Origin of the sequence: Paenibacillus sp. Soil724D2 (assembly GCF_001427935.1) — a bacterium.
Classification (GTDB): domain Bacteria; phylum Bacillota; class Bacilli; order Paenibacillales; family NBRC-103111; genus Paenibacillus_E.
In genome coordinates this window covers 48,862-64,587 of record NZ_LMRY01000012.1, presented here as the reverse complement: position 1 = coordinate 64,587, position 15,726 = coordinate 48,862, and the positions used below count along the sequence as shown (strand labels likewise).

Sequence of the window (15,726 nt, the reverse complement as noted above, 5' to 3'; positions counted from 1 at the left end):
GATTGGCGAATTTATCCCGCAATAAAAGACCATTATATTTACAAATCATGAATATCCTGAAGGATCGCATCTTACACGGTGTGTATCCCTTGGGAATGAATATACCTTCAGAGCCACAGCTAGAGCAGGAATTCGATGTGAGTAAGATCACCATTCGCAATGCCATCAAAGAACTTGCCCAAGAAGGATATTTGGAAAAGAGCAGCGGCAAAGGGACCAAGGTTATACGAAATGCTTCTACATCCAAGCTTTCCAAATGGAAGCGTTTCACAGAAGTTCTAGTTGAAGAAGGCCATCAAATTCACAAGCAATTATTGCGAGCTGAAGTTGTAACGAATGATGTAGGCACAGAACCTTATCAATTATTTGGTGAGCACTGCTTGTTCATCGAGCGTCTTTATCATTTGAATGACACACCCTATATCCACTACTCCCACTATCTATCCATGCAAATGTCTAATATCGAACAATCGGATTTGAATGATCAATCCTTGTATGAATTGCTTGAGGAGAACGGAATTGCCTTAGAAAAGTATCGAGATGAGTTTGCTGCTGCCACTGCTCCTTCTTATGTGGAAGAAATCTTGCATGTAAAAGAAGGAACCCCGCTATTGAAGAGATTACGTTATTCGTATGATGAACGAGGCGATCTGATCGAATTCAGCAAAGGATATTACAACACGGTCATGCACAACTATGTAGTCAATTACGACAGTTAGGATACATGGAGAAAACGCAGTTTCCTTTTCTCGTCTATACATTGATAGCGCTTACTACACCATGAGAAGAGGGATTATATATGAATATGTATCTATTAATGGTTACATTATTAGCGATTGTGATTGTTATTTTAGGAGTAGCCTGGTGGAAATGGCATGCGTTTATTAGTTTAACCGTTGCCAGTTTGTTCTTAGCGATTATGGCTGGGTTATCCATGGATAAAATCGTGGGTGCCTATGAAACCGGAGTTGGAAACGTTTTAGGCCATTTAGTTGGCATATTGGCGCTAGGTACGATTTTGGGGAAAATGATGTCAGATTCAGGCGCAGGCACACAAGTCGCCAATTTCTTTATACGAGTTTTTGGTGAAAAAAGATTGCCTTGGGCCATGCTGCTCTCCGGTTTTATTATAGGGATCCCTGTATTTTTTGATGTAGGGATTGTCATGCTGCTGCCTTTGGTTATTTCCATTCACAAATCAACGAAACAAAATATTTTGTTAATCGGCCTGCCTGTCATCGCCGGATTATCTATTGTCCACGGTCTTGTACCACCGCATCCTGGTGCTATGACGGCCATCGGCATCTATAAAGCTGATATCGGAAAAGTATTAATCTACTCTCTCATCATTGCGATCCCAGCTGCGGTCATTGCAGGTCCTTTGTTTGCTAAATGGGTTCATAAACGTGTAATTCCAGAGAATGAACCCGTGCTGCTCAGCGCAAGCACAGAGCCTGAGAAACTGCCAGGAGCCGGCATTTCGTTTTTCATTATTTTATTGCCTGTCTTATTGATGGTCTTGTCGGTTGTTGCACCCTATCTATCACTGCCAGTCGGATTTATGAAATTCCTAGTCTTCATTGGGAATTCGGTTATTGCGCTTCTAATCTCATGTTTTGCTGCCTTCTACTTCTTAGGCATCCGCCAAGGAATGAATAAAAACTATATCAGCAAGCTATCCCATGAATGCCTATTACCTGTAGGTTCGATTATTTTAATTATCGGTGCTGGCGGCGGGTTTAAACAGATCCTTATCGCGAGCGGCGTCGGTACATCCATTGCTCAGATGGCCGAGAATATCTCCCTTTCTCCTATTGTTCTAGCTTTCATGGTTGCTGGATTAATCCGAGTCGCAACAGGTTCGGCAACCGTCGCATTAACGACTGCGGCTGGTATCGTTTCGCCGATTGTTGAGCACATGTCAGGCGTGAATTTGGAGCTTCTCGTAATCGCCACGGGCGCTGGGTCGCTCATGCTCTCTCACGTCAATGACGCCGGCTTCTGGATGGTCAAAGAATATCTCGGGTTAACAGTCAAAGAAACGTTTAAAACATGGACGGTACTCGAGACACTGCTCTCGTTTATTGCCTTTGGAACCGTGCTTATCGTCGATATGTTCGTATAATTAACGCAAAAAAGACAGCCCCGAGAGATACGGGAACTGTCTTTTGTTGTTTGTGCTATGACACTCTATTTATAAGTGGGAAGTCCCAGTTTCTTATAATTTGGTGACGTTAGCTGCTTGAGGACCACGGTTGCCTTGAGTAATATCAAACTCAACGGATTGGCCTTCTTCTAATGTTTTGAATCCTTCGCCCTGAATTGCGGAGAAGTGAACGAATACATCGTCGCCTCCATCAACAGAAATGAAACCGTAGCCTTTTTCTGCGTTAAACCATTTAACTGTACCCTTCAAATGAACAACCTCCTAAAAATATCGCCATCTATGACGAATAAGGAAATTATACCATTATCAAGGTGATAAATCAACGAAAAAAACGGTGTGGATAAGCTAATATTTGTTGATGTACCAACGTTTTCCACTATGCAGAGGGGTGTTTAAATATGCATAAATATTGATGAGAATTCGGCAAAAAAGGCAGACCGGCTTCCCTTTTTTGGACCAAATATCCTTCATTTGTGAGCTCATTAATTAATTCTGATAGCTTACTATATTCGGCTTGCCGAAAATTTAATAACGGATAAATACGCAACTCGCCGCCAAGCTTACAGACACGAAGCAGTTCCTTAACAGCTGCCCGATGAAAAGCGTAGTCGAATTGTTCTTCATATAGAAAGAGAAAATGACTGCATAAAACAAGGTCAAAGCTCGCTTCTGCTAATGGAAGTGAAGGAAGACAAGCAGCATGATATCTAGAGGCCGCATCCTTACTCGAAAAATCATTTAAAAACTGCTTGAGGCCTTTGACTCTTCCAGCTTTGTGTTTGTCAACAGAACCATAATACGTCCAATCATACACATCTACTAATTTTTCCATTTTGGCTGCAACAATCTCAATCTCTTGCAAACCATGCTCAGCGATCGCCTCAGCAGATTTCTCATACAAAGGATCAACCGCTTCTGACAATATACCTAGCTGCCGCGTTTCTGCCGTAAACGAGGATGCACCGCCGGCAACATCTAAGACTCGCTTACCCATTAAATTATCCGATTGCAACATAAACATTTTCTCATATTCTGCGTACGATCTTGAGGTCATCGCAACCCCTACTTGCTCATAAACACGCTTTTGTTCCATGCTCATCTCTCCTCTGCTCGACTCTTTGGCCTTGCCTAACTGCCTCATAACCCATTCCCTATGGAAAGGATTAGGAGGATTTTATCATGGGACCGTGATTGGAGGCAACAAGAAATTGACAGCGGCTTGTTTGGAAATCGCCTCTTTTTGTGGTACGATTACTTATATCTTTGAGCTCAATGCAGAAACGAGGAAAACAAGTGTCAAATCAACCTTTTAAGAAACATGTTATTTACAAAAAAGATAAATGGAACATGCTGAATGTCGAAGTACAAGGCAGTAAAATCGTACTAACTGAAATAACCGATCAATGGGGCGAAGAGTGCCACACCTTCATCGGACGACCAGCTATGCTACACTGGGCTAACGAGCGGTTTGCCAAAGACAAATTCGAAGGCACAGATGAAGAATGGCAAGCCATCATGGATGCTTTCAAGGAAGTTTAATTCTTTGGTCCAAATGCCTTGACTTTCACATCCACCCTTCTTATAATTAACTTATAAGTTCATACGTTTTACTCCAAAGGGGAGTAGCTGATACAGTAAAGTCGTCAATTCGGATCCTCATCAGGTCCCGGCTTTATTGGCAACGACAATCGTTGTTAGCAAGACCTTTGCCATGTTTATTGGTGAAGGTCTTTTTTGATGAATTAGAGCCTTCACCGGTCATCGGTGCTAGGCTCTATTTTTTTCAAAAATCGGCTAAAGGGAGTGTTCGCTCATGGATTGGTTATCAACAGGTTTCTTCGTCTCACTGCTCAGCATTATTCTCATTGATCTGGTACTTGCGGGAGATAACGCGATCGTTATCGGTATGGCTGCTCGTAATTTGAAAAAAGAAACACAAAAACAAGTCATCCTCCTGGGTACGATTGGCGCCATCGTCATTCGTGCTCTAGCTACAATGGCTGTGGTTACTCTTCTGAAAATTCCTGGTCTTCTACTGGCTGGCGGTATTCTACTCCTCTGGATTTCGTATAAACTGCTTAGTGAAAAGAAGAATCACGGAGACATTAAGGCCAAAGACGGCATCTGGGCTGCCATTCGAACGATTATCGTGGCTGATGCCGTGATGGGTCTCGATAATGTCATCGCTGTAGCTGGCGCTGCTCACGGTAACTTCATACTCGTCATTATAGGGCTTCTGGTAAGTGTGCCTATTGTTGTTTGGGGCAGTACGCTGTTCATCAAATGGATTGAGAAGTATCCGTCGATCCTATACATCGGTGCAGGAGTTCTCGTATTAACAGCTGGTAAAATGATTACTGGCGAGAAGTTCCTTGCCCCTTACTTCAACTCAAATCCGCTTGGCAAATGGCTGTTCATTGGTTTACTCATCGTAGTTGTTCTTGCAGCAGGCAAATGGTCGAAAATGATTGGTTACCAGGTCGAAGTTGGGGACAGCGGTCAGCTTACACTTCCTAAGGAATTAAGCGATGAAGCACAGATTGCTGCTGAAGATCGTTTTACCGTCAAAATGGATTCTCGCGGCAAGTTCATACTGGTCAAAGCGGAGGATGATGAAAATCCGGATGAAACGATGCAGCATGCTGGCTGAAAAAGGAGTTTTGATTCGCACAGCGAAAGTTACTATCATGCGTTAGTTAGCAAGCGTCATACTCTATAGGGATAAGGATGATTCAACAATGAACAATTCCGGATCAATTATTACATTTGTACTCGTATCCTTCTGCCTAGCCATCATTTTGATTATGAAAAAAGACAGCCTTCCGGCACAAATGAAACGCTACCTAGCCTTGCTGGCGATTGTCATGGTCTCGTTATCGTTTGTACTCATCTTAATTAGCTTCTTTGGAGCCGGAAAGTAAATTTACTTCCTTCCAGCTTTTTCATATAATCATAAATGAATGGGTTAACGGTCATACTAGGTGAAAACCATGTTATGGGATTTTATCAAGCACATCCCATGTGGGAATACGCCGGGAGCGTGACCGTAATGCGCTGGATCTATGTGACTGCGGCAATGGGACTTCTTCTAAGCTCGATCCCAGCAGCCGAATTACATGCCAAAGATAACCGATTACCCCAATCTCAAAACAAGGACAGGAGGGCTCCGATGACTCAAATATTGGAACGCAAGCAAGTACCGGCCGAGCACCGATGGAATCTAGAGGATTTATTTGCCGATCAGAAGGCTTGGGAACAGGAATTTCAGAATGTGAAAAACTCGCTTGGCAAAATCAGCGCCTTCCAAGGAAAACTAAGCGATCCCGCTACGGTAAAGCAGTGTTTCCAGTTGGAAGATGAAGTCTCTGTGAAAACAGAAAGACTGTATGTTTATGCCAACATGAAGCACCATGAAGATACAGCAGAACCAACCTACCAGGCCTTATCTGATAAAGCAAAAAAAATTAGTGTCGAAGTAGGAGAAGCACTCTCCTTTGTTTCACCAGAAATTCTTAGTTTATCGGATGAAAAGCTTAAGCAGCTGGTGGAAGATCCTTCTTTATCTTTCTACAAGGACACACTCGAAGAAATGATTCGCCAGAAGCCGCATACGCTATCCAAGGATCAAGAAGCCCTGCTTGCTCAAGCGGGTAACATGGCCGGAGCGCCGAGCACCATCTTCGGTATGCTCAACAATGCCGACTTGAAATTCCCAAAAATTAAGAACGAAAAAGGCGAAGAAGTCGAACTTACTCATGGGAGCTACATTCAATTCCTAGAGAGCCGCAACGCCGAAGTTCGAAAAAACGCCTTCCATGCTGTCTACGAAACTTATCGCAACAATAAAAATACAATCGGCGCAACGCTTAGCGCGAATATTAACAAGAATATCTTCTATGCTAAGGCTCGTCACTACCCTTCCGTTCTTGAATCAACCCTGTTTGGGGACAATATCAAGAAAGAAGTGTATACGAACTTAATTTCCACGATTCACGATTCTTTGCCGCAGCTGCAGCGTTATCTGAAGCTACGCAAGAAGCTGCTTAAAGTCGATGAATTACATATGTACGACCTTTTTGCCCCGCTGGTTGAAGAGTTCAAGATGGACATCACCTACCAGCAAGCCAAAGAAGAAATCAAGAAAAGCTTAGCCCCATTGGGTGAAAACTACTTAAAAATTCTTCAAGACGGCTTTGATAACCACTGGATTGATGTATATGAGAACAAAAATAAGCGGAACGGCGCTTATAGCTGGGGTGCTTATGGCACACATCCTTACGTGCTTCTGAATCATAAGGACAACTTGAACAGTATGTTCACATTGACACACGAAATGGGTCACGCCATTCATTCGTATTTGTCTGATGAGAACCAAGAGTACCGCTATGCGCAGTATACGATTTTCCTTGCAGAAGTCGCTTCTACGCTTAATGAGGCACTGCTCATGGACTATTTATTGAAACGCGTAACGGATCCGAAAGAAAAACTATATCTGCTTACTTACTACGCGGATCAGTTCCGGACAACAGTATTCCGTCAGACGATGTTTGCCGAATTCGAAATGATTACGCATGAAAGATCAGAAAGTGGAGATTCCCTGACACCGCAGGAATTCAGCGAAATCTACTATGGCTTGAATAAACTGTATCACGGGAATGCCATGGTCGTGGATCAGGATATCGAGATGGAATGGGCTCGAATTCCTCACTTCTACAACAGTTTCTATGTGTACAAATATGCAACGGGCTTCTCGGCAGCAACCAGCTTTGCGAAACAAATTCTGGATGAAGGCCAGCCAGCCGTAGACCGTTATTTGGGCTTCTTAAAAAGCGGCGGCAGCGACTACTCGCTGAATATCTTGAAAAAAGCCGGCGTAGACATGTCCACACCGGAACCAATCAAGCAAGCGATGAGTGTATTCAGCTCCCTACTTGATCAAATGGAAGAGTTAACGAAGTAATTGTTCTGATAAAGGTTGGAGGCGTACGCCTCCAACCTTTTCTCAGGTGAAAGGATGAATGATGGATGAAGATGCAATGGATTCTCATATCTGCTTTAATATTCGCTCTCATAACGGCTATCTTTGCCGTCATTAACGTCGAACCGGTTCAAGTAAATTTCATGTTTGCTCAGACATCCACACCCTTGATCCTTGTCATTTTAACATCCACCTTGTTAGGCGGTCTGATTGTCGGCCTCTTCGGAATGGTACGTCAGTATAAGCTGCAGCGTAAAGTTCGGCATTTGGAAAAGCAGCTTCAGGATGCCTTGTTCCCTCCAGCTCCCCCGCAGCCGGCGCATGATAAAGACCAAACCGAACCCAGCGGTTCAACGGTTCATTAAGCATACAAAAACAACCCTACTGCACAGATTGCAGCAGGGTTGCTTTGTAGTTATTTTAAAATATCAAAATACTTATTACTAAACACATAATGCCTCCGACTAGCGAGGATACGGCATTGACCTTATCATTTGTCATCCAGCTCATACCGCGAATCTGTGTGGCTTTTTGGTCGCAATGAAACTGTTTCTCAATGGTTTTCCCGCAAACATTACACCGATACATCACTTGAAACGTCGCCCCGAGCCAAGAATCAGCCAAAGAACCAAGCAAGCCAGAAACAGCACCTAGTATGATTAGCGCTGCAAGTGTTCCTACCTGATATCCGGAGTCGCCTATCTGACTGAACCACCCACTAACCAGACCAATGAATGCTCCTCCCAGCAATGAAGCTAATAGTCCTAATCCCGTTACACCGCCCGATGTACCAGCCGGAACACGCTTGCCGTTAATAATTGAACGCGGTGCAGATACACTCATTCCGCCTATTTCCGTAGCCCAAGTGTCTGCATTGACCGTTGCCATAACCCCTACAAATACAATCCACCAAGCTGGATCGGGCCAAACCGCATTCCCTATACATAGCAATAAACCAAGACCACCATTTGCAGCAACTTGTCCGGCATCTCGCCTTCCACCTTTGGCATAACCGCTTTCTGCTGCGGATTTGCGTTGATGCTTGAGTTTAGATAATAAGGTAGAAGATACGAAGAAGGCAATAAGTGTCCCAAACCAAGCTAAGCTTCCCAGCGCAAACATCGATGTACCGAGCAGCACAGCAGCAATCAAACCCGATAAGGATAAGGATCCCTTCCAATAGGCTGCACCTGCGATGATTAAGCTACCCGCTAAACCCCAAATCCACTCCACATGCAGCACTCCTATTCTTCTTCCATACCCTTTATAAACCGTTCAAAAATCTCTCTTATTGTATCATAGTCGTATTCGAGGTCATACGTTTACAATCCTTTCGTCATGTTTGACAAATTCATCTGAATTTTTGGTTAACTCGACAAGATGCAACCAATTTCTATGAAATTTATGATAAACTTAGTTCGGTGAATGTTAGGAGGCTGACATGGAGAACGATCAATTCGATAAAACGTCCCAGTTAAAAAAAGACCTGGATCCTCAAGAAATGCTGCGTGTTATTTTTGACTATGCAGCCAAAATTGCGAACGAACGAATCCTAGACAACGTACTTATGCTGATGGCCGACATGGGACGAGAGATGATTGTCTCAGATCGCTGTACAGTTTGGTTACTTGATACGAACAAAAATGAGTTATGGTCCAAAGTAGCTCATGGTCTTGACGAAATTCGCATTCCTAGTACCGCTGGTCTTGTCGGCTATGCTGTAACGAATGATAAAGCTGTATTTATTCATGACGCTTATACGAATGAAGAGTATAAATCCTATCTCTTGAATGGGGCCCTTCGAACGGACCAACAAACGGGTTATCGCACCAAAGCGCTCTTGGTTATTCCATTCCGAAACAGCCAAGGTGAAATTATGGGTGCTTACCAAGCCATTAATAAGCTGACGGCAAGTGAGCAATTTTCTGATAAAGACATGGAATATTTAACGTTAGCTTCCTCCTACGCGGGTAAGTCATTAGAATCTGCTTTGCTTACGAACGAGATCGAGGAAACGCAGAAGGAAATTATTTTTCGAATGGGGGAAATTGGTGAGAGCAGGTCCAAAGAGACAGGAAATCATGTAAAGCGAGTAGCGGAATATTCTTATCTCTTAGCCTTAGGCTTAGGTATGAGTCAAGAAGAAGCTGAATTATTGAAAATGGCTTCTCCCATGCATGATATCGGTAAGGTGGCTATCCCTGATAGTATCTTAAACAAACCAGGGAAATTAACAGATGAAGAATTCAAATTGATGCAGAACCATACACGAATTGGCTATAATTTGCTCAAGAACTCCAATCGCCATATTCTGAAGACGGCCGCAGTTGTCGCTTATGAGCATCATGAGAAATGGAACGGACGCGGATACCCACGCGGAATCAAGGGCGAGGACATTCACATCTATGGCCGAATTACAGCGATTGCTGACGTATTCGATGCACTCGGTAGTGAGCGTGTTTACAAAAAAGCTTGGGAGCTCGATCGCATTTTGACTTTGTTTAAAGAGGAGCAGGGCGAGCATTTTGACCCCAAAGTGGTGGATGCTTTTTTTCAGCAATTGCCAGCCATCCTTCGAGTTCGTGATCAATATTCAGATGCTGCTTTAGAGGATCCAACAGAAGTTTAATCAAGGAAAAATAAAGGGCAGTTCTCTCAGGTCGCTAATGACCTTAAGAGACTGCCCTTTGATCTGTTACATGTTAATCGTAACGGCTCCGAATCCTTCTTCACCCCATAAAAGTTCCAAGCGATCACCTTGATGTACAGGACCTACCCCTTCAGGAGTACCTGTGTAGATGATATCACCAGCACCTAAACCATAATGCTTTGCAATGTAATCAATAATGGTTTGTAGATCGAAGATCATATTACTGATGTTGCCGTTCTGCACAACTTGTCCATTCTGGCGAAGCTGAAAGTTCGATTCTGCCAGCTTTGAAGCTCCTGGAAATGGTCGGAATGAACTGATTGGCGCTGAATTCAGAAAGCCTTTGGCAGGCAGCCATGGCTGACCCTTCTTCTTAATGACGTTCTGAACATCCCGAAGTGTGAAGTCAATGCCAAGTGCATACTTGTCGACAATTTCATCCACTTGGATACCTTCTGTATAAGGCTTTGCGATATGTAGGACAAGCTCGGCTTCATAGTGAATCTCACCTTGATCACCAGGAAGTATCAATTCTCCCCCATTCATTGGGGCAAGTGCATGTGTCGGCTTGGTAAAAATCATGGGTTGATCGGGAACATCATTCCCCAGTTCAGCGGCATGTGCCCGGTAGTTGCGACCTACACAGTAAATATTGCGAACAGCTTCTGTCATGTTGATTGCTCCTCATCTTATTTCTTGCTAACATTGCCTTGGGCGTCCACTTGAGCGCCTATTGAGATTTTACTCAAACGCTGGAAGAGCTTTGCGCCATCTTCCGTACTCATCGGAGTCGGCAGTGCTGCTTTGGTCAAAATTGGCACAAGGTGGATATCGCATTTTTTATCTTTTGAACACGCAGCCTCTAAAATAACTGTCTCCCATGTCTTCGGGGTATCATTCGTAGTAAAAATGAAATTACCTAGACTATAAGCAATCCATTTGCCTTTATATTGCTCGAAGCCTTGTAAAACATGTGGATGACCGCCTACGATGAGATCAGCGCCGGCATCGATGTAGCGATGGGCCAGGTCTTTCTGATTCTTATCCGGATTATCGCTTCTTTCCACTCCCCAATGGGTAACGACAACGACCAGATCAGCACTTTCTTTTGCTTTCTGAATGGCTTCGACCGGCAGCTTGTAGCTATACGTTTCAGCTACGCCGGCATGGCCAGGACCTGCTTTCCATGAAGCCTCTGGAACGACACGGCTGAAGCCGAAGAAGGCAATCTTCACCCCCGCTTTTTCCACGATGACTGGTTGGTAAGCTTCTTCCAAATCTTTGCCCGCTCCAACTCGCTTAACGCCCTCTTGATCAAGGGCATCCATCGTGTCCAGCAAACCTTCTGTCCCATAATCCATCACGTGGTTATTCGCTAGATTAACGAGATCAATCCCAGAAGCTTTCAGGGCAGGCAACGCCATCGGTGAAGAACGATAGACGTAATCCTTATTTTGAACTGTACCTCTAGTTGTTATAGGTGTTTCTAAATTAGCAATCGTATAATCGGGCTTGCTCAGAAAGTCTTTTACATTCGTATAAGGGTAATCATAGCCTTTTTGCTTTAAAATATCTTCCACTTTGGAGGCCATCAACACATCACCCACAAAAGTTAACTTCACTTGCCCGCCACTGCTCGTGGGCTCACTCGAAGCGCTAGGAGGAGGAGTCGGGATAACGGCTTTTGCCGTAGACTCTGGGCTAGGCTTCGCGCTCGGCTCCGCACTAACTGTGCTCGCTGTATTCGTTGGTTTGGTTGGAACAGGCGAAACACTAGCCACTGGTGAAGATGCTGAATCTTGCTCTTCTGCTGATTTACTGTTCGATGTCCAATAGGAAGCGCCTATGCCAATAGCAAAACAGGCTGCTGCGGCAAGCGTGAGTCCCCCAATTACCTTAAGCGGGGTCTTCTTGTTCGTAGAGCGTTCTTTTTTCGGTTTACGGTGACGATCTTGTCTGGATTCCAATCAAAACATTCCCCTTTCCCCCTACAAATTATAGCAGAAGAAACCCTCATTGGGTAATAGTAAGAGACTCTCATTTTCAGATTCATAATCCTTGTGGTATAACTGAAACATAATTAAGTTCATTTGAGTTTATCAGAGAAAGGGAACGAAAACGTTGGAGAAAATCGCAATCATATCGGATATTCATGGTAATTTGCCCGCACTGGAAGCTGTGCTTTTAGATATTGAACGCCGAGGCATTAAACGCATTATATGTTTGGGCGACCTAGTAGGTAAAGGGCCTGATTCGGCTGCTGTCGTTGACCGTATCAAGGAGGTATGTGAATCCGTTGTTCAAGGAAACTGGGATTTGGGGATTACCCTTCCACAGGAACAGCCTGCCGGATTGTGGCATCAGCACCAGCTTGGTGAGGATAGGCTTGCTTATCTGGAACAGCTGCCTTTCTCCGTTGATTTGAATGTAAGCGGCAAATTGTTCCGACTGTTCCACGCTTCTGCGCAAAGTGTCTATCATAGAGTGAAACGTAAAGCATCTAAGCAAGAACGTCTTGCAATGTTTCAAAATACGGAGCTGACAGGTGCGTCGCCGGATGGGAAACAGCCTGATATCGTCGGCTACGGAGACATTCATATTCCCTATCTTATAACGATCAAAAACCCATCGGAGAAACGCTCTGTGAAGCACGCAAGCAGCGGTCTGATGCTCTTCAATGTTGGTAGTGTAGGAACGCCCTATGACGGCATACCGCAAGCCTGCTACTGCGTTTTGGAAGGGGAAACCGACGACAATGTGCAAGCTGGATTTGCGATTCAATTCGTACGCGTTCCTTATGATATTGAACGTGCTGTTCGCTTGGCTTACGACGCGCAAATGCCGGAAAGTCAACGATATGAACTAGAGATTACTACAGGACTGGTTCATAAATGAAGAGTGAGAAATAATCATGGGAATTTCTTCCACAATATGATAATATAGGCGTATCATTGAAAGTGAGGATGCCATCCATGAGGCTGAACTGGCGTAAAATTGTTTTGATCGTCGTATGTGCAGAGTTATTATTTATCTATTGGAACGGCATCAGTGCTATTTCTTTCAAGAAGCAAGAAGTCACTCACCCTAGTACCACATCACAATCGGTGCCTCCGTTAACGCAAATAAAACCAATTACTCCTGGCAAATTAAGCGAGTCTAACTTCCATATATCAAATCAGAAAGCATCTTAAAGTTAAATAAGGGATTAGCTTCGATTACCTCAAACCACAAAATATATCATTTTTATATGTCAATGAAGAGGAGCTGTCCCAGAAGTCAATTTATGATTTTTGAGCCCCCACTTAGAATCAGCTTCATATGTAAAAAGCACCTCCATCTCCCACTTTAGTAGTGGAATTGGAGGTGCTTTTGTTTAAATTTCGGACATGCTCGAGCAAACGAGCACTTTTGGGACAGCCCTTATTGCGTACAAAGAGAAGTTCTAGAGATTATACGCCGTGCGTCAAATCTACATGGATATGTCTTAAATCGAAATCCACCGTCATATATGCTCTCTTTGAGGTTCCGAATGAATGAATTAATATTCGCGATTGAATGATGTTGTAGAAAGTACAACAATTGCTGCCTAAATCTCGCCGTACTCCCTTCGTTGTTGCATCATGTACAACAATTTGGTCCTATACAGGCCATTTCGCAACAAATGAGCTCGAAATGTTGTACAAACTGCAACTTCAAGTTGCAAAATAGCCTTGAAGCGTGTGAATTGTTGTAGAAAATACAACAATGGTAACCTCTATAGCCCCATCTACCCTCACGAAATAACTCTAAAATCTAATTTTAGAGTTATGCCTACCACATTGAGGAGGCATAATGAATCAATCGACAGTCTCCGTGTTACTTCACTCGTGCTAAAGCCAAGCCATCATAGGCTGGGAGGATGGTACTTTCCAAACGCGGATCCGTAGCGATCAGCTGGTTAAAAGTACGCATCGCCTGAACCGAGGCTTTGGTTTGGTTCGCGTCGACGACTTTTCCTCGCATTAGCGTGTTATCCCCTGCAATAATGGCTCCAGGGTTTGCCAGTTTAATTGCCAGCTCCAAATAATTCGGATAATTCACCTTGTCCGCGTCGATAAAAAAGAAATCAAACCGCTCTCCCTGCTCCAGAAGCTCATTCAGATGAATGAGTGCTTCGCCAATCCGGTACTCAACGAGCTGGCCAAGGCCCGCTTCGGTCACATTTTGCTTGGCTACATCAGCAAATTCTTGTTTTAACTCGAGGGAAATCAGCTTGCCGCCTTCTCTTAAGCCTCTCGCCAAACAAATCCCGCTATAACCGCCCAAAGCACCTATTTCCAATACCTTCGTTGCGCCAATCATCGTGACCAGCATAGTAAGCAATCTGCCGTACCCAGGTGCAATCGATATTTCGGGCATATTCTGGGTGCGTATGACTTCCTTAACCCGCTTTAGAACTGTATCTTCTTCGTATAAACCCTCCATATAGCTCTCAGCTGTTATGGTTTCCATGTTTTATCCTCCTTAGAAAAGCATCAAAGCATCCACTTTGCGTTGTTTCGTTTGTAAGTGTAACCTATTTGTCCTATACTTGTTAATTGTATGAGTTTTATGAGCGATGCACAACCCGGATGGAAGGAATCTAAACATGCCACAACAAATTGAATTAATCGCAACTTGCCCAATGGGACTTGAGGCCGTCGTTGCTCGCGAAATCCGTGATCTTGGCTATAACGAAGTCACTGTCGAGAATGGGCGTGTCCGCTTTCTTGGCGACGAGCTGGCCATCTGCCGCACCAATCTTTGGCTCAGAACCGCCGATCGCATCTTGGTACACATGGGCCAATTTAAGGCCCTCACTTTCGATGAGCTTTTCGAAGGTACCAAAGCGCTTGCTTGGCCGGACTGGATTCCGAACGATGCCGAATTCCCTGTGGAAGGGCGTTCCCATAAGTCACAATTATCTAGCGTTCCCGCTTGCCAAGGCATCGTGAAGAAAGCCGTCGTGGAGAAGCTGAAGCTTCGCTACGGAACGGAGTGGTTCCCTGAGAACGGGGCACGCTACGTGATCGAAGTCGCACTCCTGAACGATATCGCAACGCTAACGATCGATACGACCGGCGCCAGCCTGCATAAGCGCGGTTACCGCAAGCTCGTGACCGAAGCTCCGCTCAAGGAGACCATGGCGGCTGCGATGATCCTCCTGAGCCGCTGGAAGGTCGACAGACCGCTCTACGACCCGTTCTGCGGGTCTGGAACGATTCCGATCGAGGCTGCTATGATCGGATGGAATATCGCGCCAGGACTGCGGCGCAGCTTCCCTAGCGAGGCGTGGGGCAATATCCCCCGCAAGCTGTGGGACAAGGCTCGCGACGAGGCCTTCGACGCGGTTAAAGATGATGTTCCGCTGAACATCATCGGCAGTGACATTGATCCCTCTGCCATCGAAGTGGCAGAGGCTGCAGCGAAGGCCGCTGGCTTGACGAAGCAGTTCAAGCTGCTCGTGGAACCAGTAGCCAAAGCCCGCCCGCGCGGCGACTATGGCTGCTTGATCACCAACCCTCCCTATGGAGAGCGGCTTGGTGAAGCGCAAGATGTAGAGGTGGCACTGCGCCAGCTCGGAGCACTCACCGCTCCCATGCCTTCATGGAGCATGTTCATCCTAAGCCCGAGCACACAGCTCGAGCACTATATGAACCGCCGCGCGGATAAGAAGCGCAAACTATTTAATGGACGGATCGAGTGTAACCTGTTCCAGTATCTTGGACCATTACCTCCGCGCAGACAATCAGACAAATAAAATAAAAATCCCTCATCCGCTCATCCGACCTAACTGCAAGCATGCAGCGGTCAGACCAAGCTAATGAGGGATTTTATTTTATAAACAAAAACCAAATCAATAACGCCCATATGGGAATGGACACAAGAATACTCCATAGGCAGCCCTTGGCA

Annotated in this window: 16 protein-coding genes and 1 pseudogene; 11 read left to right on the top strand and 6 right to left on the bottom strand. The window is 44.8% G+C overall.

The window, feature by feature from the left end:
* Window positions 1–2 precede the first annotated feature (2 nt).
* Both ASG85_RS13405 and ASG85_RS13400 read left to right on the top strand, forming a co-directional pair.
* Complete coding sequence (locus ASG85_RS13405; protein ID WP_414858722.1) at window positions 3–719, top strand: GntR family transcriptional regulator; 717 nt, start codon at window positions 3–5, stop codon at window positions 717–719.
* 80 nt (window positions 720–799) lie between these two features.
* Window positions 800–2,125: a GntP family permease gene (locus tag ASG85_RS13400; RefSeq protein WP_057306997.1), complete on the top strand. Its 1,326-nt coding sequence runs from the start codon at window positions 800–802 to the stop codon at window positions 2,123–2,125.
* Window positions 2,126–2,218: 93 nt separating this feature from the next.
* On the opposite strand, the gene ASG85_RS13395 is transcribed toward ASG85_RS13400, so the two are convergent.
* Together ASG85_RS13395 and ASG85_RS13390 are read right to left on the bottom strand one after the other, a co-directional pair.
* Window positions 2,219–2,416: a cold shock domain-containing protein gene (locus ASG85_RS13395; RefSeq protein ID WP_028556542.1), complete on the bottom strand. Its 198-nt coding sequence runs from the start codon at window positions 2,414–2,416 to the stop codon at window positions 2,219–2,221.
* 127 nt (window positions 2,417–2,543) lie between these two features.
* Window positions 2,544–3,260, bottom strand: coding sequence for a methyltransferase domain-containing protein (locus tag ASG85_RS13390; RefSeq protein ID WP_060646474.1), 717 nt, complete (start codon window positions 3,258–3,260; stop codon window positions 2,544–2,546).
* 254 nt (window positions 3,261–3,514) lie between these two features.
* Here ASG85_RS13390 and ASG85_RS13385 point away from each other — a divergent pair, with 254 nt between their 5' ends.
* The 5 genes and pseudogenes from ASG85_RS13385 (at window position 3,515) to ASG85_RS13365 (ending at window position 7,510) form a co-directional block, all read left to right on the top strand.
* Window positions 3,515–3,706, top strand: coding sequence for a hypothetical protein (locus ASG85_RS13385; protein WP_235550130.1), 192 nt, complete (start codon window positions 3,515–3,517; stop codon window positions 3,704–3,706).
* Window positions 3,707–3,980: 274 nt separating this feature from the next.
* Window positions 3,981–4,622: pseudogene (locus ASG85_RS13380) on the top strand (TerC family protein); the annotation flags it as partial.
* Window positions 4,623–4,905: 283 nt separating this feature from the next.
* Window positions 4,906–5,088: a hypothetical protein gene (locus tag ASG85_RS13375; protein ID WP_057307000.1), complete on the top strand. Its 183-nt coding sequence runs from the start codon at window positions 4,906–4,908 to the stop codon at window positions 5,086–5,088.
* Window positions 5,089–5,336: 248 nt separating this feature from the next.
* On the top strand, window positions 5,337–7,127 hold the full coding sequence (pepF, locus tag ASG85_RS13370) for an oligoendopeptidase F (protein ID WP_057307001.1): 1,791 nt from the start codon (window positions 5,337–5,339) through the stop codon (window positions 7,125–7,127).
* Window positions 7,128–7,192: 65 nt separating this feature from the next.
* Entirely contained in the window at window positions 7,193–7,510 is a 318-nt protein-coding gene (locus ASG85_RS13365) for a lipopolysaccharide assembly LapA domain-containing protein (protein WP_060646473.1), read from the top strand.
* Window positions 7,511–7,565: 55 nt separating this feature from the next.
* On the opposite strand, the gene ASG85_RS13360 is transcribed toward ASG85_RS13365, so the two are convergent.
* Window positions 7,566–8,378 carry a DUF92 domain-containing protein gene (locus ASG85_RS13360; RefSeq protein WP_057307003.1) on the bottom strand — a complete coding sequence of 271 codons (813 nt, stop codon included), beginning with the start codon at window positions 8,376–8,378 and terminating at the stop codon, window positions 7,566–7,568.
* 208 nt (window positions 8,379–8,586) lie between these two features.
* Between ASG85_RS13360 and ASG85_RS13355 the strand changes: the two genes are divergently transcribed.
* Window positions 8,587–9,774 carry an HD domain-containing phosphohydrolase gene (locus ASG85_RS13355; RefSeq protein WP_060646472.1) on the top strand — a complete coding sequence of 396 codons (1,188 nt, stop codon included), beginning with the start codon at window positions 8,587–8,589 and terminating at the stop codon, window positions 9,772–9,774.
* 66 nt (window positions 9,775–9,840) lie between these two features.
* Here the strand turns inward: ASG85_RS13355 and ASG85_RS13350 are convergent, their stop codons facing one another.
* Both ASG85_RS13350 and ASG85_RS13345 read right to left on the bottom strand, forming a co-directional pair.
* Window positions 9,841–10,467, bottom strand: a complete 627-nt coding sequence (locus ASG85_RS13350) for a fumarylacetoacetate hydrolase family protein (protein ID WP_060646471.1) — start codon at window positions 10,465–10,467, stop codon at window positions 9,841–9,843.
* Window positions 10,468–10,484: 17 nt separating this feature from the next.
* Entirely contained in the window at window positions 10,485–11,762 is a 1,278-nt protein-coding gene (locus ASG85_RS13345; RefSeq protein ID WP_060646470.1) for a CapA family protein, read from the bottom strand.
* 154 nt (window positions 11,763–11,916) lie between these two features.
* Between ASG85_RS13345 and ASG85_RS13340 the strand changes: the two genes are divergently transcribed.
* Both ASG85_RS13340 and ASG85_RS37830 read left to right on the top strand, forming a co-directional pair.
* Window positions 11,917–12,690: a metallophosphoesterase family protein gene (locus tag ASG85_RS13340; RefSeq protein ID WP_057307007.1), complete on the top strand. Its 774-nt coding sequence runs from the start codon at window positions 11,917–11,919 to the stop codon at window positions 12,688–12,690.
* 77 nt (window positions 12,691–12,767) lie between these two features.
* Window positions 12,768–12,986: a hypothetical protein gene (locus ASG85_RS37830; protein WP_156390248.1), complete on the top strand. Its 219-nt coding sequence runs from the start codon at window positions 12,768–12,770 to the stop codon at window positions 12,984–12,986.
* A gap of 664 nt (window positions 12,987–13,650) precedes the next feature.
* Here the strand turns inward: ASG85_RS37830 and ASG85_RS13335 are convergent.
* Complete coding sequence (locus ASG85_RS13335) at window positions 13,651–14,286, bottom strand: O-methyltransferase (protein ID WP_060646469.1); 636 nt, start codon at window positions 14,284–14,286, stop codon at window positions 13,651–13,653.
* Between the two features lie 136 nt (window positions 14,287–14,422).
* Between ASG85_RS13335 and ASG85_RS13330 the strand changes: the two genes are divergently transcribed.
* Entirely contained in the window at window positions 14,423–15,574 is a 1,152-nt protein-coding gene (locus ASG85_RS13330) for a THUMP domain-containing class I SAM-dependent RNA methyltransferase (protein ID WP_060646468.1), read from the top strand.
* The last annotated feature ends 152 nt before the right edge of the window (window positions 15,575–15,726 follow it).